Genomic DNA, 21776 nt, shown 5'->3' with positions numbered 1-21776 from the left:
GAACCGGACATCCCTCGGGAAGAACTGGCTAGGTCTGGACGGTGAGGGTGGAGCCCTTTCTCGATTTGGTCACTCGTAGCCGGGTGCCGATTCGCTGGCGCATTTCCTCCACGTGGGAGACGAGACCCACCACGCGGCCGCCGGTGCGCAGTTCGTCGAGGGTGTCCATGACCAGGTCGAGGGTGTCGGCGTCGAGGGTGCCGAAGCCCTCGTCGATGAACAGCGTGTCCAGCAGTGCACCACCGGTCTCGGCTGCCACCACGTCGGCCAGGCCGAGGGCGAGCGAGAGGGAGGCGAGGAACGACTCGCCGCCGGAGAGGGTCTTAGCCGGGCGGACCTTGCCGGAGTAGTCGTCCAGCACGTCGAGCCCGAGACCGCCCCGGGTGCCCCGAGCGCCCGCCGCGTCGGAGTGCACGAACGAGTAGCGGCCGTCGCTCATCCGCTGCAGGCGGCGGGTCGCCGCGATGGCGACCTCCTCGAGCCGAGCGGCCAGGACGTAGGCGCGCAGCGACATCTTGCGCGCGTTCTGCCCGCGCCCGTTGACCACGTCGGCGAGCGCTTCCAGCTCGGCCTGCTCGGCCATCGCCGGTCCGAGTTCGGCCCAGGCGGCGCGCAGCTTCTCGGCGAGCTCGGCGAGCTCGCGCTGACGCTGCTCGGCGCGGTGCGCCAGCGCGGCGGCGCGTTCGGCGGCTTCGCGGGCGAGACCGGCTGCTTCGGTGGCCGCTTGCAACTCGACCTCGGTGTCCGGCTCGACGCCGAAAAGCTCGGCGCTGGCGAGGGTTTCACGAGCACCGGCGGCGCGCTGCTCGACCTCGCCGATCGCGGTGTCGAGTTCGGCGAGCCGCTGTTCGCTGCGCTCGGCCGCCTTGGCCTGCTCGGCATCGGCGAAACCCGCTCCGCTCGCCGCTTCGGCGAGCGCTGCCAGCTGCCGGGTCAGCCGCTGGTCGGCGTCGTCGCGGGCGGTGCGGGCGGCGATGAGCTCTTCGAGCCCGCTCGCGGAGTCCAGCAGGTGCGCGCGGCGCTGCTCGATGCTGCCGAAGTCCCCGCGCCCTTCCAGCAGTCGCGCCCTGCGCTCCTCGATCGCCTCGGCCAGACCGGCGTGCTCGCTGCGGGCAGCGGCGAGCCGGGTGCGCAGCTCGGTCAGCTGCTCGCCGAGCCTGCCCGTAGCCGCCTCCAGCTCGGCGAGCTCGGTGTTGCGCCGGGCGAGCTCGGCTGCGGTCTCGCGCAACCGGTTCTGCTCGGCGCGCAGCTGATCGAGTTCGGCGGCCAGCTCGGACTCGGTGTGCTCGCCGAGGCGTTCGCGCAGGTTGTCGACGTGCTGCTGCGCCTGCTGGGCCGCCGCCGCGGTCTTCTCCCGCGTCGTAGCGGCCCGCTGCTCGGCCGCCTGGGCGGCCTGCTCGTCCTCGGCGCTGACCTGGTCGTCGACCGGCTGCCCGGGACTCGGGTGCTCGGCCGAGCCGCACACCGGGCACGGTTCGCCGTCCGCGAGCTGAGTGGCCAGCTCGGCCGCCATGCCCGCGAGCCTGCGAGCGCGACGGTCCTGCAGGGCGTCCCGTGCCTGCTGGTGAGCGTCGACGGCCTGCTGCGCGGACTCCTTGGCACGAGCGAGTTCCGCTTCCGCACCGGGGATCTCGCGCGCCACGCCCAGCAGGGCTTCCAGCTCTTCACCGCGGGTGCGCACGGTTTCCAGCCGCAGCTCGGCGTGCTTGGCCTCCTCAACGCGCTCGCGCGCCGCGCTCACCCGCTCCGGGACACCGTTCTGCTCGGCCACCAGCTCGGTTTCGCGCTGCTCGTCGGAACGGATGCGCTCGGCGAGCTCGGCGAGCCGGTGCTGATCGGTTTCCTGCTGCTGCGCCTGCGGAATCAGCGCGGTGAGCGCCCCGGCCCGCTCGCGTTCGGCAGCGGCGCGGTCGCGCAGCTCGGCCAGGTCCGCCTCGGGGTCGACCGAGCAACGCGTGGCGCAGGTCGCGACCTCGGCCCGCGCGCGATCGCGTTCCTGCTCGGCGCGCTCGGCGGTGCGGCGGGCGGCCTGCACCGGCACGGCGCGGTGCGCGGCGTCCCGCTCGGCGCGCCAGGCGTCGTGCTCGCCCTTGCGCTCGTCCAGCTCGGCCAGCGCTTCGCGGGCCTGCTTGACCCTGCGGACCTTCTCGGCGAGCTCGCGGCGCTCGGTCAGCGTGGCCTCGGCGGTGTCGCGTTCGCGGCGCAGCCTGGAGTGCTCGGCCTGCGCGTGCTCCAGTTCCCGCTGCGCCCGCTTCTCGATGTCGGCCAGCCAATCCTGATCGTCCACTTCGGACGAGTTGGGCGTGCCGGAAACCTGCGAGACGCGGGCCAGCAGATCGCGCACCCGCTGGGTGTGCTCCTCCACGACTCGACCGCGTTCCCTGCGCCGCTCCACGAACCACTGCTCGACCTCGGCGAATCGCTGCGTGCCGAAGAGCTTTTCGAGCAGCTGCTCGCGTTCGGTGGTCTCCGAGCGCAGGAATCGCGCGAACTCCCCCTGCGGCAGCATCACGACCTGGAAGAACTGGTCGACGGTCATCCCGAGCAGCCGCTGCACCGTGCGGCCGACCTCGTCGATGCGGGTCAGGCTCTCCGGAGACTGCTCGGTCGGGGCACCGCCGATCCAGGTCAGCGAGGCCTTGGCCTGCTGGGTGGTGTAGCCGTCGCCGCGCCGCTTCGGGCGCTGGTACTCCGGGCTGCGCTCCAGGCGCAGCCGCTGGCCCTGCACGGTCAGCTCCAGCACCACGCTGGTGGCCGTCTCGCCGTCGGCGGTGTCGCAGCGCAGTCGCTTGACCTCACCGCGCGCACCGGGAACCTGCCCGTAGAGCGCGAAGGCGATGGCGTCGAGCAGCGTGGTCTTGCCCGCACCGGTGTCGCCGTGCAGCAGGAAGAGCCCGTCGGAACCGAGGACGTCGAAGTCGACGACCTGGTGGTCCTTGTACGGCCCGAAGGCGGTGACTTCCAGGCGGTGCAGCCTCATTCGGCCCCCTCGGCCGCGCTGACCTGATGCAGCGCCTCGTCCAGCAGCGCCCGTTCGGAATCGCTGGGTTCGGCGCCGCGGCAGTCCTCCACGAAGCGCGCCGCCAGCGCGTTGTCGTCGCGTCCGCGCACGATCTCGGAGTAGTGCAGCGGTGCGGTGGCCTTGCCCTCCGCCGGGCGCCACTCCATGTGCACCGCGTGCGGGAAGCGCGCCTGCAGGCGACGCATCGCCTCCAGCGGGCGGACCTCGTCGGTCAGCGTCGCTGAGACGTAGCAGTCCTCGACGTCGGCGTACGCCGGGTCCTCCAGCAGGTCCTCCAGCTCGCCCTCGATGGCGGCGAGCGCGCGCGGGACCGGGAGCTCGCGCCTGCGGACGTCGGCCAGGCCGTTCGCGTCGAGATCGACCAGCCAGACCGACTTGCGGTGCGCGGCTTCGGAGAACGAGTAGGCCACCGGACTGCCCGAGTAGCGCAGGTGCTCGTCGAGGCGTTGCGGTCCGTGCAGGTGCCCGAGCGCGACGTAGTCGACGCCGTCGAAGACCGAACCGGGCACCTGCTCGACGCCGCCGACGGCGATGGTGCGCTCCGAATCGCTGCCCGCGCCACCGGTGACGAAGGCGTGCGCGAGCACCACCGAACGGGTGCCGTCCGGCCGCGCGGCCAAGTCAGCGCGGACGCGGTTCATCGCCTCGGTGAGCACGGCGGTGTGCCCCCGGGAGCTGATCTCCCCCGCTCCGGCGACCTCGGCGGACTCCTGCAGCACGTGCCGGGCCGGGTCGGGTTCGAGGTACGGGATGCCGTAGACGGCGACCGGCCCGTGCTCGTCCTCGAGCATCGTCGGCCGGTGCAGCGCGTCGGTGCGGGTGTGCAGGTGCAGCCCGCCCGCCGCGGCGAAGTCGGCGAACGCGCCCACGCGCGCGGCCGAATCGTGGTTGCCGGAGGTGACCACCAGCTCCGCCCCCGCGGCGCGGATGCGCGCCATCACCCGCACGCAGGTCTGCACGGCCTCGCCCGAGGGCACGGCCCGGTCGTAGAGGTCACCGGCGACCACCACGACGTCGACGCCCTCCTCGACGACCACATCGGCCAGCGAACCGAGCACGGCCTCCTGATCACCGAGCAGGTCGCGGCCGTGGAACGTCCGCCCCACGTGCCAATCCGAGGTGTGCAGTACCCGCATGTTCCTCAAGCTATCGACGCCCCCGACAACCGTCGTCGGCGCCCCAGCGCAGTTCGGCGTGTCGCACAGTCCCGCTGCGCCGCGTGGCCTCCCCGGCACCGGGCGCGTGCATCGCCGCGACTCCCCGCTCCGGCGCGGGTTCGTGATCTTGTCGGGCGTCTCGGCGATGATGCCGGTGGGTCGCAATGGTTGGAGGAAGTGTGGGGACCGGTTTGCTGATCGGGTTCGTCGTCGTGCTGATCCTGCTGTGCGCGGCGGCGCTGGTGCTGATCTGGCGGCTGTACACCGACAGCGCGAAGCGCGCCGACGAGGCGCTCCGCATGGTGGAGGCCGAGCGCGCCCGCACCACCGCGCAGCAGGCCAAGCTGCGGCGCTACGAGGTGGCGTTCGCCTCGATCACCGGGCGGGGCGAGCTCGGCGAGCAGGTGCTGGTGGAGACCGCGCGGTCGCTGGGGTTGCGCGAGGGCGTGCACTTCGCGCTGCAGACCGACCTGGCCGGCGGCGGCGCCGCGCGACCCGACATGGTGCTCAACGTCGGCGGCGGCAGGCAGGTACCGGTCGACGCGAAGGCGAGCCTCGCCGTCTGGGCCGAGGCGATGGACACCGACGACCCCGAGGAGCGCCGCGACGCGCTGCGGGTGCACGTGCGCAACATCCGCTCCCGGGCCACCGAGCTCTCCGGCAAGGGCTACCAGCGGTGGGCGGACGCGATCTACGGCTCGATCATGTTCGTGCCCTCCGACGCGGCGGTCGTCGCCGCGCTGGACACCGATCCGCAGCTGCTGTCCTGGCTGCTGGGCAAGCGGGTGTTCCTCTGCGGGCCAACGGGCTTCGCGGTGCTGGCCTCGGCGGCGATGTTCGCCGCGACCGAGCGCACCATCGCCGAGGACATCGAGCAGATCCGCGGTCAGTCGGTCCGCGCCCAGCGCGCCGCGGCCGGGGCCATCGAGGCGGTCAACCTCTCCAGCACGCACCTGCAGCGCTTCGTGTCCGCGCGCCGCAGGGAGCTGGACGCGCTGGAGACGTTCCAGGCCACCGTCCAGCCGCTCGCCGAGGCGGCCAGCTCGGGCGAGACCGGTACGGTCCGCCGCGAGGACGACGCCTCCCTCGGCACGGCCCCCACCGAAAACGGCAACAGCGCAGCAGAACCCGGCCTCAACAACTACGCCTAGACCCCGCCCCGACACCGCGTGCGGCAAGTCACCCGACAGTTTTGCCTAAAACTGCGCGGAGATTGCGGGCACCGAGGGCTCACAGTTTTAGGCAAAACTGTCACCAGCCACGCAAGGTGCGGCCGACGAGCAATCCGACCACCTGAGCAGCGGCCCGCGTCGCCGCGCGGAACGCGCGCGGAGCAGCGGATCTACCGGGTCAGACGTGGGTTTTGACGTAGGCCACCAGGGTTTTCGTGATCGTCTCCGGGTTCTCGGCCTTGGCGAAGCCGTGGTCGAGGCCTTCGTAGGGGTGCAGTTCGACCGGGACGTTCCGGCGACGGAGCTCGGCCGCGAAGTCGAAGGTTTCGCCCACGGGCACCAGCGAATCGGCCGTGCCCTGCTGGATCAGGAACGGCGGTTCGTCACCCGAGAGGTGGGTGACCGGGCTGGCCGCCGCCGCCCGCTGCGGGCACTCCACCGGGGCGCAGCCGAGGAGCTCGGTGACCGCCGCTCGGGCGTACGGACGCATCCGGGGATGGGCGCGCTGGACCTCGGCCCGCATGTCGGTGGGACCGAACCAGTTGAGGACCGCGCGGACACCGGTCAGACCACCGCCGGGCTGCGCCGGATCCCCGGTCACCGCACCGAGCTGGGACACCAGGTGGCCACCCGCCGAAGCGCCCCACAACGCCAGCCGATCGGGATCCACGCCGAGGTCGGTCGCCTTGCCCTGCAACCAGCGAACCGCCTCGGCGACGTCGCGCAGCTGCGCCGGGTGGCGAGCCGCGCCGCTGAGCCGGTAGTCCACGGTGGCGACCGCGTAGCCCGCGGTCAGCAGCGCCCGGGCGGCCGAGCCCTCGGGCGTTCCCGGGCGCAGGGTCCGCTCGCCCGCGTTCCAGCCACCGCCGTGCGCGTAGACCACGAGCGGGGCGGGCCGGTCGTGGTCGGGCAGGAACAGGTCCAGCCGCAGGTCCCCGGTCTCGCGCTCGGCGAAGACCCGCTGCCGCAGCACCTGGGACGCGCCGAGATCGCGGCCGACCTGCACCGGGGATTCGGCCTCGGACTCCGGCGAGCAACCGGTCGCGACGAGAGCCACCAGCGCCAGCCCTGCGGCCAGCATGCGCCGCACCATTGCCCCTCCCCGCGACCAAGTCCACTCGAAGGAGTGAGACTAGCAATTCCGCGACGCGGGCACCCGGGATCAGCAGCGGTCGGCGGCGCGCTGCTCGCCGGCGAGGAAGTGCGCGGTGCGCTTGGTGGACTCGTAGAGCTCGCGGTAGTGCTCGAAGTAGGTGTCGTAGCGCTCGAGGTTGGCCGCGTTCGGCTGCACCGTGCCCACGATCGGGTTCCAGCGGTCCGGGTCCTCGGCAGCGCCCGTACCGACACCGGCCAGCAGCGCATCGCCGTAGGCCGCCCCGACCGTCTCGGCCGGGATCTGCTGCTCCTCGCCGGTGATGTCGGAGACGATCTGCGTCCACAGCCCGCCCTGGGTACCGCCGCCGACCGCGACCAGCCGCCGGGTCGTACCGCCCGCTCGCGCCATCGCCTCGAGGTTGTGCCGCACGCCGTACCCGATGCCCTCCAGCGCCGCCCGGTACAGCTCGGCGCGGCCGTGCTCGAGGGTGAGTCCGACCAGTGCACCCCTGGCGTCCGGATCGAGGATCGGCGTGCGCTCGCCCGCGAAGTACGGCAGCAGCAGCAATCCGCGCGAACCGGCTGGCACCGCTCCCGCCTCGCTGACCAGCTGCGCGAAGTCGCCCTCCACGAGCCCGCGCAGCCAGTCGGTGACCGCACCGGAGGTCGCCATGCCCGCAGCCAGGGTGTAGGTGTCCGGGTAGGCGCCGCAGGTGCCCCACAGGGCCGGGTGCGGCCGGATCTCATCGAGGACTTCGACGAAGAACATCGTGGTGCCGTACATCAGCATCACGTCACCCGGATCGCGCACGCCCACGCTCGCGGACTCGGCCCACGCGTCAACGGTGCCCGCCGTGACCGGAAGCCCCTGCGGCAGACCGGTTTCCCGAGCGGCGTCGGCGCCGACCCGGCCGACGACCTCGGTGGGCCAGGCGAGTTCGGGCAGCGGCAGGCCGGGCGCCACCGCGCCCGCGAGGTCGTGCGCCCAGTCGCGGGCGCGCAGGTCGTAGAGCGGGTCGACCTGGCTGGCCGAGTGGTGATCGAGGACGTAGCGCCCGGTGAGCCGGTGCACCAGGTACGAGCTGCACATCAGCAGCATCTCGGTGCGCCGGTATGTCTCCGGCTCGTTCTTGGCCAGCCACCGGATCTTCGGCCCCACGGCCTGGCTGGACAGCGCCGAGCCGCCGCGGTCGAGGATCGCCTCGGCACCGAGCTCGTCGGTGAGTTCGTCGATCTCGGCGGTGGATCGGGTGTCCACGCCGTAGAGGATCGCCGGGCGCAGCGGTTTTCCCGCAGCGGTCGCGGGAAGCAGCGTCGGTCCGATACCGCTGACGCCGATGCCCGCCAGCTCGAAACCCTCCGCCGCGGGAAGCAATTCCCTCGTCAACGCCAGGAAATCAGCCCACCACACCGACTCCGCGTCGTGCTCCACCCAGCCCGGATGCGGTTGCGAGGTGTGGTGCGGCCGCGCGGCGCGGGCGATGACCCGGCCGTCGGTGCCTACCAGCACTCCCTTCGAGCTGGCGGTGCCGATGTCGATGCCCAGCAGGGCGCCGGCGCTCACCCTCGGCTCCACTCGTCGAGCCGGATGCCGAGCTGGTCGCAGACCGCGCGCAGCTCGGCCCGGTGGTCGCCGGGGATCGCGTGGATGTGGTTGGCCCCGAACTCGGACAGGAACACCTCGCCCGGCGCGTCCAACCGCGCGAAGGCGTGCGGCCACTCCGGAGTGGACTGCGCCACGAGCTCCTCGTTCGTCGCCGCGTCGTAGTTCTCGAACTCGCCGAGCATCAGCTGCAGCCGGTACTCGCCGCTCTTCCTGGTCAACCGGCCCAGCGTCATCTCGCCGGGAGCCGCGATGTGCTGCACCGAGGCACCGCCCGCCGGGAAGAAGAACACCTCCGGGTGGAGGTTGACGTGCGCCAGGTTCTCCGCCGGATCGTCGCTGCGCGCGGCGAACCAGGTGGCGTGCTGGCCGGAGTTGCACAGGTCCCAGATGTCGCGGTCGGCGTGGTAGTGCCGCACGTCGGCGAACAGCACCGGGGTTCCGGAGAGCTGCTTGAACAGCTGCATGGTCAGCGCGCCGTCCATGTCCGCCTCGGTGGCGGTCACGTGCGTCTCCTTCGGCCCGTTCCAGTCGTACGGGTCGTTCAGGAACGCCTCGGTGACGTCCATGGTCGCGAAGTTCTCGGTGAGTTCGGGTTGCGCCTTGATCCCGGAGAAGTCCAGGTTTCGCTCCTCGATGATGTCCCGGATCGCCAGGTAGGAGCGGATCTGGCGCTCCAGCAGCTCGGGCGTGAGCTTGTCGCCGTCGTAGTGCACCCCGGCGGTGTTGCGCTCGAGCCACTCGCGGGCCTTGCGCGCCTCGGCCGGGTCGGCCTTGTCGGCGCGCAGCACCAGCTCGTACTGGTCGATCTCCTCGACGTCGATGCCGAACAGGCGCATCCACTGATCGGTGTTGGCCACCGCGGTGTTCATGCCCATCGGCCGGCCGCCGAACCGGCCGAAGGTGGATCCGCGCAGCGAGGAGACCGCGGCCGAGGCCTTCGCGTGCACGCCGATCGCGGCGGCCAGCTCGGGATCGTCGGGCGCGCCCCAGGCGCGGGCGTGCTCGCGGCCGATCTGGTCCAGCGCACCACCGGCGGCGAGCATGCCGACGAGGCCGGGCTCGGTGGGATCGGTGGAGGCCACGAGCACCAGCGGGCTGCGGGTCGCGTCGGCGGCCAGCATCGTGAAGTGCGGGAACGACCAGACCGCGTAGTAGAGCACCGTGACGTCGACATCGGCCGCGGCGACCTCGCGGGCGACCGAGACGGCCAGGTCGTTGGTGGCGACGAGCTCGCGGCCGACGACCACCTCGTGCCCCGCGGCGCGCAGCGAAGCGACCAGTGCGTCCTGTTTGGACTGGATGAAGGAGGCGTTGCGGGCGTGCACGTGACCGCGCCCGTCGGAAATGCTGACGACACCGATGCGAGCCACAGTTCCTCCAAGTTCGCTTCGACAGGCGGCGTTGACTGCGCGCGGAACCGGCGGTGAATCTGTCCGAGCGGCGAAACCCACTCGAGCAATCGTTTTCTCGAACGCTATTCTGGCCTCACGAGGGCTGTCAAGGCGAACGAGGGACCATCACTCGGCCAGCGGGCGAAGGGGAGGAACCGTGGCGACGATCAGCGATGTGGCGACGCTCGCCGGGGTGTCGACCGCGACGGTCTCCCGCGCGCTCAACGGCAAGGCGACCGTCGACCCGGAACTGTCCGCACGGGTGGTCGCGGCCGCCGAGGAGCTCGGGTACCGCCCCAACGGCCCCGCCCGCAACCTGCGAAAACAGGAAACCGCGGTGCTCGCCCTGATCATCTCCGACGTGGAGAACCCGTTCTTCACAGCGATCGCGCGCGGCGTGGAGGACGTGGCCCACGCGGCCGGGTACTCGCTGGTGCTGTGCAACTCCGACGACGAGCCCGACAAGGAGCGCGAGTACGTCGACGTGGCGCTGCAGGAGCGGGTCGCCGGCGTGCTGCTCTCGCCCACCGGCAACACCGACACCACCGAACTGCTGGACCGCAACACCACCCCGGTGGTGGCCGTGGACCGGCCGCTGCCGGAGCGCACCAGCGACACCGTGCTGCTGGACAACCGGCTCGCCGCCGAGGAGGCGACCCTGCACCTGGCCCGGCGGGGATATCGGCGCATCGGGTGCCTGCCCGGACCGAGCGGGATACTCACGGCCGACGAACGCCTGGCCGGCTACCGCGACGGGTTGCGCTCGGCCGAGCTGCCGGGCTCGACGACGCTGGTCCGCCGCTCCCGGTTCAAGGCCGAGGGCGCGCGGCAGTCCGCCCGCTCCCTGCTGGACCGCCCCGATCCGCCGGACGCGCTGCTGGTCGCCAACAACGTGATGGCCGTCGGCGTGCTGCAGACCCTCGCCGACCTGGGCCTGCGCCCGGGACGCGACATCGGCGTGGTGGCCTTCGACGACGCCCCGTGGACGACGCTGCTGGATCCGCCGCTGACGGTGGTCGCCCAGCCCGCCTACGACATGGGCGCCGTGGCGGCGCAGCTGCTCCTCGATCGGCTCACCGCACCCGGCGAGCCGCCGACCACCCAGACCCTGTCGGCCAAACTCGTCGTCCGGGGCAGCACGACCCGCTGAGCGGCCCCCGGGCGGCTCAGGTCCCGGGGATGTCGAGCAGATCGTCGCCGGTCGGCTGCGTGGTCGGAGCGGGCTCCTCGGAGGGCAGCTGCTCACCCGGCGGGGACGGCGGCGTCTCCGGAGTCGTGGGCACCGGCGCCGACGGCGGTTCGGCGGGCGGCTCCGGCGCGGGCGGCAGCGATGGAGGCACCTCGGGGCCGGGCCGCCGCTCCGGCAGCGGAAGACCGCCGCCGCTCGGGGCGCCGTACCAGTAGGCGGTGGAGCTGTAGTCGCCGCGCTCGTCGTTGGCCGGTCCGTGCTCGATCCCGGCGCGCAGTCCGGTGCGGAAGGAGACCGCCTCGCCGAGCATCAACCGGTACGCGCCGGTGCAGTCGAACTCGCAACCGTCCTGGTTGATCTCGTGCGCCGGGTTGCCCGCCTGCGGCATGGAGAACGTGGTGCCGAAGCGGAAGTACCAGCCGGACTCGTAGAAGTCCTCGGTGCCGGTGCCGTACCAGGCCGGTTCCTCCGCGCCGTCGACGTAGAAGCGCTCGTCACCCTCCAGGTAGTTCCGCGGGTTGGCGGCCTGCGCCCGCACGGAGTGCGGCAGCGCGCTGGAACGCGTGGCGTCGAGCGGGATCTTGCCGCGCATCGTGTGCGTCACGCCGTAGAACGTGCCCGCACCACCGGTGTCCAGGAAGTTCCAGTCCTGCCCCGGCACGGTCGTGCCGCGCTTGTGCGTCGCGTGGAACAGCCCGTCGTTCGGGCCCGGCCCACCGGGCCCGGCGACGACCTCGGCGGTGGCGCCGGAGATCGGCACGCCGCCCCCGTTGACGATCTCGACCTCGGCGGCGCGCTCGAACGGCATCGGCCACCAGGCGGTGTACCAGCCGTTCAGACCCGGGTCGATCGAGCTCATCATGGTGCGCACGTCGTGCTCGCCGAGCCCGGAACCGAAGAACTCGCCGATCGGCGCGTCCACAGTGGTCTGATCATCGAAGGTGATGCGCAGCCGCACCGTGGACAGCACCTCGTCGGAGCGCGCTACCCGCGCCGGGTCGTGCGGGTAGCGACCGGAGAGCTTCCAGCGCTCGAAGACCGGGTTGTCGATGGTGTAGCCGTGCGCGCTCTCCTCTCCCGGATGACTCGGCCCCAGGTCGAGCACGTCGGTGCGCTCCCAGTCGCCGCCGACGAGACTCTGCACGTCGTAGCGGAACTCGTTGACGTCCAACGAGGACGACACGAACCGGTTGGTCACCTCGATCGAGCTCCGGCCCTCGGTGAGTTCCGGTGGCACGTCGATGATCTGCACGCCCCACTCGCCGGGCCGCTCCGGGCCGCTGCGCCACTCGCCGACCGGCACGCCGTTGACGGCGACCGCGGCGACCTGGTCGGCCACCTGCGGGTCGAACCGCCGGATCAGCCGAACGCCCTCGTTGTTCGGATCGATCCGCATCCGGAAGCTGCTTCCCCCGCCCGCACCGTAGGCGCGACCGTCGTCGACGACCTGCGGAGCCGGAACCACCTGCGGCAGCCGCAGCCGCAACCGGTTGATCCGCGCGGGACCGGACAGATCCGCGACCGTGGTCGCCGCACCCGGTGCCAGGTCGAAGTCCCGTCGCACCGGCGTCCCGCCGCTGCCGGTCTTGGGGTCGGCGACGCCGAAGGCGCGCATCTTCTCCAGCACGTCCGCGGCCGGGTCGTTCGGGTCGAAGGTCGGCACGCCCTCCGCGTCCGGGAACGCCCGGTAATCCACGTGGTAGAAGTACGGGTTGTTGGTCACCGTCACGCGCATCGATTCGCGGTAGGGCATCGGGACTTTGATCACCACGCCACCCGCGGCGTCCTCGGGGTTGCCGACCAGCGGCCACTGGAACGGCCCGCCCACGCGGCCGCTGACCACGTCGATCAGCGGCGCGTCCAGCACCACCCTCCCGTCCAGCTCGACGACGATGTTGCCGGTGGCGGTGACGTCGCCCATCGGCTCCCGGGTGCTCCAGATCGAGGAGATCTCGCCGGGTCCGTCGTGCTCGGCGATCACGCAACCGCGCTCGCTCTCGCTCAGGCACGAGTAGGTTCCGTTGAACCCGTCGTCGTTCCCACCGCTGCGGTCGTAGCTGGAGAACTGCCGCGACTGCTCGCCGCCGCGCAACTGCGGCATGGCGCCGAAGTCGCGGTAGGCGTCCCAACCGACGGGCCCCTTGGACGGTCCGGGCGCCTGCGCGTGGGCGCGCGCCCCGGAGAAACCGGCATCGGCGACCACGGAGGCCGCGGCCAGCGAGAACACGCCGAGACAGGCAGCCAGCCGGAGCGTGCCGCGCCGGCCCTGCGAGATTGCGGAGCGGTCTGTCATGGTGATCGCCCTCCCCTGCGGACATGGCGCTGTCCACAGCAGACAAAAATGCTGCCCGTTGCGAATTGGCGGAATTTCGAGCGGAAACCTCGAGAACTCGAACGTCGAGATCACGTGCGATAGGCGAAGGGTAAGAAGTGATCGTTCCGTCGGCAACCACGCGAACGCTCGCGCGCCGAAGCCGCTTTGCGAATTCACTCAATGAGATGGTCTCCGACGTGTGGCGCGAACACAGCCGCCAACCAGGTGTTTTCACTTCCGGCTGCCGGAATTCGGCCGAATGTCGGTGTATCGAAACAGCGCGGACGCATTTTTCCGCGCGGCACCGCGCGAATCATGGCCCGATCGACCGGATGCCGATCGGGCCATGATGTTCGTCGCTAGGAGCTTCCCTTCAGCGTGCGGCGGCAGTCACCTGCGGTGCGGGCGAGGACAGCCGCCGCGCGAACCGCGAACTAGGACAACTCCCAACTCGGCTCAGGAATTCAGCGCTGGTTCAGCCGGGCGTAGACCTCGCCGGCGTTCTCCTCGGTGACCAGCTCGGTCCGCAACGTCTGCTTCTTCGGCACCTGCTGGCAATCCACGAGCAGCTTCTTGGCCGTGTCCACGGCCTGCCGACCACCGGTCGGGTAGACGTTGGTGGCGGCGAGCCTGCCCGCCTCCACGGCCTTGATGCCGCCGGACGGGATCGGCAGCCCGTCGATGCCGACGAACTTCAGGTCGTCGCGACCCGCGGACTGGGCGGCCAGCCAGGCGCCCTCGGCCATCGGGTCGTTCTGCGCGTACACGGCCTGGATCTCCGGGTGAGACTTGAGCAGCGCGTCCATCTTCTGCTGCCCCACCGAGCGCTCCCACTCGCCGTCCGCGCTGGCCACGATCTCGATGCCGGACCCCTCGATGCCCTGCTTGAAGCCCTTCTCCCGCTCCGCGGCGGGCGTGGAACCGGACAGGCCCTTGATCTGCGCGATCTTGCCGCCCTCCGGCAGCAGCGTGTTCTTGAAGTACTCCCCGGCCTGACGACCGATCGCGACGTTGTCCGCACCGATGTAGGTCGTGTAGGCCTCGCCGTTGACCTTGCGGTCCAGCACCACCACCGGAATTCCCTGGTTGTAGGCCTTGCGCACCACATCGGTCAGCGGAGCCGCCTCGTTCGGCGAGATCATCAACAGGTCGACCTGCTTGGTGATGAAGTTCTCCACGTCGTTGACCTGCTGCGAGTTGTCCTTGGCCGCATCGGAGAACTGCACGTCCAGCTGCGGGATCTCGGCCGCCGCCTTGCGGATGTCCTCGTCCATCCGCACCCGGTAGGGCTCGGCGAGGTTCGCCTGGCTCATCCCGATCGTGTAGTTGCCCTCCGGCCCCTCGCAGTTGGCCGTCGGATCCTGCGGCTGCGCGGCGCCGGTGTTCTCGCTCGTGGTCCCGCAACCAGCGGCGGCGAACGCGACCGCGGCGCAGGCGAGGGCGACCAGAGACTTCGTCGTCTTGTACATCGTGCTCCCTCCCGGACGTTTCACGACGTCGGTCGCAGGCGCTGCAGCGCCGCCGCCGCGACGATCACCAGACCTTTGATCAGCAGTTGCAGGTCGGTGTTGACGCTGTTGAGGCTCAGGATGTTGTTGAGGATGCCCAGCAGCAGGGCACCCGCGATGGTTCCGATCACCGATCCGCGACCACCCGCCAGGCTGGTACCGCCCACGACCACCGCGGCGATGCCGTCGAGCTCGTAGGCCGTGCCGTCGTTGGGGCTGCCCGCGTTGAGCTGCCCGGCGTGCACGATTCCGGCCAGCGCCGCGCAGAACCCGGCGATGGCGAAGGCGATGATCTTGGTGCGATGCACCGGAACACCCGACAACCGCGCGGCCTTCTCGTTGCCGCCGATGGCGTAGAGGTGCCGGGAGTAGGCGCTGGAGCGCAGGAACAGCACCGCGATCACCGCGACCACCGCGAAGATCAGCGCCGGGATCGGGACCACACCGCCGAAGGTGCGCTCGCCCAGCAAGGAGAACAGCATCGGCGCTCGATCGGGCCCGTCGCCGTAGGAGATCTGCACCGTCTCACCGCCGGACCACATGCGCGCCAAGCCGCGCGCGATCTGCAGGCCCGCGAGCGTGACGATGAACGCCTGCACTCCCAGCAGCGCCACCGCCGAGCCCTGCAGCATCCCGAACGCGGTCCCGGCCAGCAGCACCAGCACGACCGCCAGCAAGACGCTCTGGTCGTCGCGGACCATCAGCACCGCCGAACCGACCGCCGCCAGCCCGAGCACGGACCCGACCGACAGGTCGATGCCGCCGATCAGGATGACGAAGGTCAGCCCGATCGCGATGATCCCGATCTCGGAGACCGCTCGCACGATGTTGAACAGGTTGTCGCTGGTCAGGAACAGGATCTCGCCGTCGCTGCGGGGCGAGAAGATCACCGCGGCCAAGAACACCGCGACCAGGCCGAAGAAGCTCTGGAACCGGAACAGGTTCTCGACGGTGTTGGCCCGCTTGTTCGACCCGTCGCCCGCGGGCTCGGTTCGCTGCTGCACCTCGTTGCTCAACGCGCACCTCCCCGGGCGCCCTCGGCCGCCCGATCATCCACATCGGACTGCGCCTCGCCCATGGCCGCGGCGAGCAGCTCCGCCTCGCCGGCCGCGGAGGTGTCGAACTCGGCGACGCTGCGACCACCCCGCAGCACCACCACCCGGTGACAGGCGCCGACCAGCTCGGGCAATTCGGAAGAGGCCAGCAGCACGCCGATTCCGCGTTCGGCGATCTCGCCGAGCAGCTGGTAGATCTCGGCCTTCGCCCCGATGTCCACGCCGCGGGTCGGATCGTCGAGCAGCAGCAGCCGCGGTTCGGTCAGCAGCATCCGGCCGAAGACCACCTTCTGCTGATTGCCACCGGAGAGCGTCCCGACCGGGTCGGTCATCCTGCCGAGCTTGACCTTGAGCCGCTCCACGCTGCGCGCGGTCGCACCGACCTCCGCGCGGCGCCGCACCAAGCCGGCCACCCCGAGCTTGCCCAGCACCGACAGCACGGTGTTGGCCAGCACCGAGTGCTCCAGCACCAGGCCGGAGCCGCGCCGGTCCTCCGGGACGAAGGCGATGCCCTGGTTGAGCGCACGGCGCGGACCCCCCGGTCGCACCGGACGCCCGTCCAGCAGCACCTCGCCCTCCCACGCCCCCGGCGGACCAGCGCCGAACAGGGCTTCGAGCAGTTCGGTGCGGCCGGAGCCCAGCAACCCGCACAGCCCGACGATCTCGCCGCGGCGCACGGTCAGATCCACGCCGCCGGGTTCGCGGCGTCCCACCCGCGGGCGGCGCGGGTGGACCACGAGCCCTCGCACGTTCAGCAGGTCCTCGCCGACCTCAGCGCCGCCCGGGAATCGGTTTCGCACCGCATGACCCACCATCGCCTCGGCCGCCTGTTCGGCGGTCATCTCCTTGGCGTCGAACTCCGCGACCTTGCGTCCGTTGCGCAGCACGGTGGCCCGGTCGGCCACCTGGCCGATCTCATCCATCCGGTGCGAGATGTAGACGATGCCGGTGCCGCCTCTGCGCAGTTCGCCGATGACCCCGAACAGGCGCTCGACCTCCGCTGTGGACAGCGCGGAAGTCGGTTCGTCCATGATCAGCACGCGAGCTTCCAGCAGCAGCGCGCGAGCGATGGTTACAAGCTGCTGCTCGCCGACCCGCAGCGCGCCGACCGGCCGCGCCGGGTCGATGTCGATGCCGGTGCGAGTCAGCAGCTCGCGGGTGCGGGCCGCCATCGCGCGACGGTCCACAGTGCCCAGCCGGGTTCGCGGCTCTCGCCCGAGATGCAGGTTTTCCGCGACGCTCAAACCGGGCACCAGGTCCAATTCCTGGTGAATCATGGCGATTCCGGCCTGCTGGGCATCAGCCGGTTTGGCGAACTGGGCCGGATGACCCTCGATGGATATCTCGCCCGCGTGATCGGCGACGTCGCCGGAGAGGATCTTCATCAACGTCGACTTGCCCGCACCGTTCTCGCCGAGCAAGGCGTGCACCTCGCCGGCCCGGAGGGTCAGATCGACGCCATCGCAGGCCAGGACACCGCCGTAGCGCTTGACGATGCCGGTCATCTCGATCAGTGGTGGCGCCGCGCCCATAACCGACCCCCAACTCGCCGCTCGCGACGCGAGAAAACGATTGCTCGGACGCTAAAGCGGGGCGTTCGTTGTGTCAAGAGTCACACCCCTGGACGGGCTACATGCCATCCGTTCGGTTGTGTAAGCACCGCGAAAGCATCACGGCACGTCGCACCGGCGCCATGACCCGACGTGCTGCACGGCGATCGCAGCGGAAGAGGTTCTTCGCGTCCGCCGCTCGACCGTTACCGTTGGGTTGTGACCGCGACCCGCGCGAGCCAGAGCGCTTCCCCCACCGGCCGCGGGACGGACGACTTCTCGGACCGTTCCGCCTTCGGCCCCTACGGCATTCCCCTGTGGGGCGCGATTCTGGCGGCTGCAGCTCCGACCGCGATCGGCGCCATCGCCGACATCCTCATCTGGGGACAGCCGGGAATCCTGTTCAAGATCCTGTTCTTCCTCGGCTCCCTGGCCGCCGTGCTGACCGTCAAGCGCACCAGAGTGTTCGGCCCGATGGTGCAGCCGCCGCTGGTTCTGGGCGTCGTCGTTCCGGTGCTCGTGCTGATCAGCGGTGCTGGCGGCGGCGGTGGCGGCGGACTGGCGGGCCAGGCGCTCGCGATCGCACGACCGCTGATCACGAGTTTCCCGATCATGGCCGGGGCTTCCGCAGTAACCTTGGGAATCGGGCTGATTCGGGTTTTCGTGACGCAAAGGGCGCCGGTGACAGCACTGGACCCGGAAGCCATCGATCCCGAGGCCAAGACCCGCAAGCAGCGGCCGGTTTCGCGCAAGCCCGCGAGCGCGCCGGAGCGCGGTTCGGCCCGGAAGGGCGGGGCCAAGGAGCCCAAGAATCCCAAAGGTTCCAAGGACCCCAAGGAGCGCAAGGAGCGCAAGGAGCGCAAGAGCGCTGCCAAGGAGCGCGCCCCGGAGAGCCGCAAGAGCGCGCCGGAGGGCCGCAAGCCGCGCGGTTCCCAACCCCGCGGTGAGGCCCCCCGCGGCAGCGGACCTCGCGGCAACGCGCAGTCTCGCGGCGAGGGGCGTCCGAAGCCAGCCACCCCGCCGGGACGCACCAACAGCGGTGGAGCCTCCAAGCCGTCCGGACACCCGCGCCCGGCTGATCAGCGCGGCGCCCCGCCCCCGCGCCGAGGCCCGGCCCCACCCCGGCAGAACCCGGGCCGACCGCGCCCACCGGAACCCCCGCCGAGCGGTCCCCGCCGCCCCCGCTGAAGACGAAGAGAAGGCCCGTGGAAGTTCCACGGGCCTTTCTCATGGACCACACGAGCCCAACGGCGAACCCGAGAGCCCGGCTCAGCAACGCGCGCGGCGGCCCACGTGACAGTTTTGCCTAAAACTGTGGACCCCCTGCGCCCGAAACGTCCGGACAGTTATAGGCAAAACTGTCACCACCCACGCAAGGCGGGGCCGACGGGCAAGCCGGGCACGTGGCCGCTGCTCGAGGAGCGGATTCCGAAGCCGCGCGCGTCAGGTGTCCTGCCCGCACCGGCCAGCGGAACGAGCCCAGAAGGTCGGAAACCCGGGAGTCAGCGGACGCCCTTGGGGCCGTTCGGGTTCTCGTCGAGGTCCTTGCGCAGTTCTCGCGGCAGCGCGAACGTCACCTTCTCGTTGGCCGTGGTGACCTCGTCGACATCGGTCCAGCCGCGCTCGGCGAGGTGGTCGAGCACCTGGAACACCAGCACGTCCGGGACCGACGCGCCGCTGGTCACGCCGACCGTGCCGACGCCCTCCAGCCAGGAGTCCTCGAGCTGTTCGGCGTAGTCGATCAGGTGCGAGTCGGTGGCGCCCGCCTGCAGGGCGACCTCGACCAGCCGCTTGGAGTTCGAGGAGTTCTGCGAACCGACCACGATCACCAGGTCGCACTCGGCGGCCATCGCCTTGACCGCGTCCTGCCGGTTGGAGGTGGCGTAGCAGATGTCGTCGCTCGGCGGGGCCTGCAGATCCGGGATCCGGCCCTTGAGCTGGTTGACCCGCTCCATGGTCTCGTCGACGCTCAGCGTGGTCTGCGACAGCCAGACGACCTTGTTGGGGTCGCGGACGTTCACCTTGTCGACGTCCTCGGGCTTGTCCACCAGCTGCACCCGCTCGGGCGCCTCACCGGCGGTGCCCTCGACCTCTTCGTGGCCCTCGTGGCCGATCAGCAGGATGTCGTAGTCGTCGCGCGCGAAGCGGTTGACCTCCTTGTGCACCTTCGTCACCAGCGGGCAGGTGGCGTCGATGGTGCGCAGGTTGCGCTCCTGGGCCTCCTCGTGGACCTTCGGCGAGACGCCGTGCGCGGAGAAGACCACGAGAGCGCCCTCGGGCACCTCGTCGGTCTCGTCGACGAAGATCACACCGCGCTCGGTGAGGGTGTCCACGACGTGGCGGTTGTGCACGATCTCCTTGCGGACGTAGACCGGCGGACCGTAGGTCTCCAGGGCCTTCTCGACGGTGATCACTGCGCGGTCGACACCTGCGCAGTACCCACGTGGCTTGGCCAGCAGGACCCGCTTGGTCCGGCCGGCGTCATCAACGGGGTCGGTGGCGGCGCGGTCGCTGGCCTCGGGCGTGGTCGTCATGGTTCCAAGGGTACGGACTCCACCCCGAGCGCTCTTCCGCAAGGTAGGGCATCACACGTCACTTTCGAGCGAGCCGCCCGGCTACCCGACGTGGCGGGTGTTTTCGCAGGTGGTGGCGGGTGATCGGGACAGGCGACGGAGTCCCCTCGACGGGTGGCGCGGCCGACCCCGGAAGCGCTGCGCGGGCCCGGCCGCAGTGGCGCGGAGCGTGCCGCCGCACGACTGCTCCGATCGGCCGACGGGTGGCCTCCCTTCGGCCGGATGTCGATGTCGCCGCGCGGCGAAGCGATGGCCTCCGGCCCGCTCGTGCGGCAGGCTGTGGCCATGTCGTCGCTCCCCTTGCCGGTGCGGGTCGCCGCAGGCTTGGCGGCCACCGCCGTCGAGCAGGCCCGCAAGCTCCCGAACACGCTGCTCGGCCTCCCGGTGACCCTCGCCAGCCAGACGTTGCAGGCATCGATGCGCGTCCAGCAGCACATCACCGAACTCGCCATCAAGGGCGACGAGGCGCTCGCCCCGCTCGAACGGCCGGAGGAACAGCCCGCCTGGGCGACCTTCGACGAAGACCTCGCCGAGCCGGATCCGGCTCCCGAGCCGCAGCCCGCGGCCGAGCCGGCGACCGATCCCGACGCGGAGCCGGAGGTGCTGGGCGACTACCCGAACCTTTCCCTGCCGCAACTGCGCGGGCGCCTGCGCGGCTTCAGCGAGGAGGAGATCGAAGCCCTCCTGGCCTACGAGGAGTCGCACGATCAGCGGCCGGAGTACATCCGCATGCTCGGCAATCGCCTCACCCGGTTGCGCGGCGAGTGAGCCCGGGCGGCCGACCGGCAGGATCGGATTCCGGCGGAGATCGGGCGCTAGGCTGACCGCGCGATGTCACGCAGGCAACGGCCGCGCACGATCCGGCCGGGAACGGATGAGGAGGGGCGCTGAGCTCTGCAGAAAGCAGCGGTCCGACCAGTGCCGAGGAACCTTGGCCGGTGCGGACCGTCGCGCGCAAGATCGCCGACTGGATCAACCGGCTCGGGAAGATCTGGGTGGAGGGGCAGATCACCCAGATCTCGGCGCGGCCCGGCGCGAGCACCGCGTTCCTGACGCTGCGCGATCCCTCCGCCGACGTGTCGCTGACGTTGACCTGCGCCTCGGCGATGCTGCGCAAGATGGATCCGCCGCTGACCGACGGCAGCCGGGTCGTGGTGCACGGCAAGCCGAGCTTCTTCATGGGCCGCGGCACGCTGAGCCTGCGAGTCGACGAGATCCGCGCGGTCGGCATCGGTGAGCTCCTCGCCCGCATCGAGCGGCTGCGCCAGCTGCTCAAGGCCGAGGGCCTGTTCGACCCGGCGCGCAAGCGCCCGCTGCCCTTCCTGCCCAACCGCGTCGGGCTGATCACCGGCCGGGCCTCGGCGGCCGAGCACGACGTGCTCACCAACGCGCAGCTGCGCTGGCCCGGCGTGGACTTCGAGATCCGGAACGTGGCCGTGCAGGGTTCCAGCGCGGTGCCGCAGATCCTGCCCGCGCTGCAGGAGCTCGACGCGATGCCCGAGGTCGAGGTCATCGTGATGGCCCGCGGTGGCGGCAGCGTCGAGGACCTGCTGGCCTTCTCCGACGAGACGCTGTGCCGCGCGGTGGCCGCCTGCGGGACCCCGGTGATCAGCGCGATCGGGCACGAGCCGGATTCACCGCTGCTGGATCACGTCGCCGACGTGCGCTGCTCCACGCCGACCGGCGCGGGCAAGCGGGTGGTGCCCGACGTGGCCGAGGAGACCCGGCACGTCGGCCTGCTCCGGGACCGCGCCCGCCGCGCCCTGCACGGCTGGGTGGACCGGGAACGCAGGCTGCTCGACCAGTTGCGCAGCAGGCCGGTGCTGGCCGATCCGCACGGGCCGCTGCAGCAGCGCGTCGAGCAGGTCGAGCTGGCGCGGGAACGCTCCCGCCGGGCGGTCTCCGCGGTGCTCACCGCGGAAGGGCACGCGCTGTCGGCCACCAGATCACGCTTGACGACCTTGGGACCGGCGGCCACGCTGGCTCGTGGATACGCGATCGTGCAGCGCATCGAGGGCGATGGAGACGGAACCGTCGACGGCGTCGTGCGGTCCGTCGAGGAAGCGCCCCCGGGCACGCACCTGCGGGTCAGGGTCGCCGATGGCGCGATCCACGCGGAAGTACCCGACCGACCAGCCTGAACA

General features: G+C 71.1%; 15 protein-coding genes. 5 read left to right on the top strand and 10 right to left on the bottom strand.

Annotated features, from left to right (window positions below):
- Nucleotides 1-28: 28 nt before the first annotated feature.
- Both ABD289_RS02065 and ABD289_RS02060 read right to left on the bottom strand, forming a co-directional pair.
- The gene (locus ABD289_RS02065) at nt 29-2980 is read right to left on the bottom strand and encodes an AAA family ATPase (protein ID WP_344125821.1); all 2952 of its coding nucleotides are present in this window, start codon (nt 2978-2980) and stop codon (nt 29-31) included.
- Nucleotides 2977-4158, bottom strand: coding sequence for an exonuclease SbcCD subunit D (locus tag ABD289_RS02060; RefSeq protein ID WP_344125819.1), 1182 nt, complete (start codon nt 4156-4158; stop codon nt 2977-2979). Before ABD289_RS02060 ends, ABD289_RS02065 begins: the two co-directional genes overlap by 4 nt.
- Nucleotides 4159-4343: 185 nt before the next feature.
- On the opposite strand from ABD289_RS02060, the gene ABD289_RS02055 reads away from it, so the two are divergent.
- Nucleotides 4344-5330 carry a DNA recombination protein RmuC gene (locus tag ABD289_RS02055; RefSeq protein ID WP_425564520.1) on the top strand — a complete coding sequence of 329 codons (987 nt, stop codon included), beginning with the start codon at nt 4344-4346 and terminating at the stop codon, nt 5328-5330.
- 199 nt (nt 5331-5529) lie between these two features.
- Here ABD289_RS02055 and ABD289_RS02050 read toward each other — a convergent pair whose 3' ends face one another.
- From ABD289_RS02050 to ABD289_RS02040, 3 genes are all read right to left on the bottom strand, one after another.
- Nucleotides 5530-6444: an alpha/beta hydrolase fold domain-containing protein gene (locus tag ABD289_RS02050; protein ID WP_344125815.1), complete on the bottom strand. Its 915-nt coding sequence runs from the start codon at nt 6442-6444 to the stop codon at nt 5530-5532.
- 69 nt (nt 6445-6513) lie between these two features.
- A complete protein-coding gene (locus ABD289_RS02045; protein ID WP_344125813.1) occupies nt 6514-8010 on the bottom strand; it encodes an FGGY-family carbohydrate kinase in 1497 nt (498 codons plus the stop codon).
- On the bottom strand, nt 8007-9422 hold the full coding sequence (locus tag ABD289_RS02040; protein ID WP_344125811.1) for an L-fucose/L-arabinose isomerase family protein: 1416 nt from the start codon (nt 9420-9422) through the stop codon (nt 8007-8009). The genes ABD289_RS02045 and ABD289_RS02040 overlap by 4 nt, the downstream gene beginning before the upstream one ends.
- 178 nt (nt 9423-9600) lie before the next feature.
- On the opposite strand from ABD289_RS02040, the gene ABD289_RS02035 reads away from it, so the two are divergent.
- Nucleotides 9601-10593 (top strand): LacI family DNA-binding transcriptional regulator, encoded by a 993-nt coding sequence (locus tag ABD289_RS02035; RefSeq protein WP_344125809.1) that lies wholly within the window; start codon nt 9601-9603, stop codon nt 10591-10593.
- Nucleotides 10594-10609: 16 nt separating this feature from the next.
- On the opposite strand, the gene ABD289_RS02030 is transcribed toward ABD289_RS02035, so the two are convergent.
- From ABD289_RS02030 to ABD289_RS02015, 4 genes are all read right to left on the bottom strand, one after another.
- A complete protein-coding gene (locus ABD289_RS02030) occupies nt 10610-12925 on the bottom strand; it encodes a glycoside hydrolase family 172 protein (protein WP_344125807.1) in 2316 nt (771 codons plus the stop codon).
- Nucleotides 12926-13410: 485 nt separating this feature from the next.
- Entirely contained in the window at nt 13411-14415 is a 1005-nt protein-coding gene (locus tag ABD289_RS02025) for a substrate-binding domain-containing protein (protein ID WP_344125805.1), read from the bottom strand.
- 20 nt (nt 14416-14435) lie between these two features.
- Nucleotides 14436-15470 (bottom strand): ABC transporter permease, encoded by a 1035-nt coding sequence (locus ABD289_RS02020; protein WP_344125803.1) that lies wholly within the window; start codon nt 15468-15470, stop codon nt 14436-14438.
- The gene (locus ABD289_RS02015; protein ID WP_344125801.1) at nt 15467-17041 is read right to left on the bottom strand and encodes a sugar ABC transporter ATP-binding protein; all 1575 of its coding nucleotides are present in this window, start codon (nt 17039-17041) and stop codon (nt 15467-15469) included. Before ABD289_RS02015 ends, ABD289_RS02020 begins: the two co-directional genes overlap by 4 nt.
- 237 nt (nt 17042-17278) lie before the next feature.
- On the opposite strand from ABD289_RS02015, the gene ABD289_RS02010 reads away from it, so the two are divergent.
- The gene (locus ABD289_RS02010) at nt 17279-18247 is read left to right on the top strand and encodes a DUF6542 domain-containing protein (RefSeq protein ID WP_344125799.1); all 969 of its coding nucleotides are present in this window, start codon (nt 17279-17281) and stop codon (nt 18245-18247) included.
- A 314-nt stretch (nt 18248-18561) separates the two neighbouring features.
- Here ABD289_RS02010 and ABD289_RS02005 read toward each other — a convergent pair whose 3' ends face one another.
- A complete protein-coding gene (locus ABD289_RS02005) occupies nt 18562-19593 on the bottom strand; it encodes a 4-hydroxy-3-methylbut-2-enyl diphosphate reductase (RefSeq protein WP_344125797.1) in 1032 nt (343 codons plus the stop codon).
- A gap of 324 nt (nt 19594-19917) precedes the next feature.
- Between ABD289_RS02005 and ABD289_RS02000 the strand changes: the two genes are divergently transcribed.
- Entirely contained in the window at nt 19918-20400 is a 483-nt protein-coding gene (locus ABD289_RS02000; RefSeq protein ID WP_344125795.1) for a lipid droplet-associated protein, read from the top strand.
- A 170-nt stretch (nt 20401-20570) separates the two neighbouring features.
- Entirely contained in the window at nt 20571-21773 is a 1203-nt protein-coding gene (xseA, locus tag ABD289_RS01995) for an exodeoxyribonuclease VII large subunit (protein WP_344125793.1), read from the top strand.
- The last annotated feature ends 3 nt before the right edge of the window (nt 21774-21776 follow it).

The sequence above is a fragment of the Saccharopolyspora halophila genome (assembly GCF_039531955.1).
Taxonomy (GTDB): Bacteria; Actinomycetota; Actinomycetes; order Mycobacteriales; family Pseudonocardiaceae; genus Saccharopolyspora; species Saccharopolyspora halophila.
This window is presented reverse-complemented; position numbering and strand designations above follow the sequence as displayed.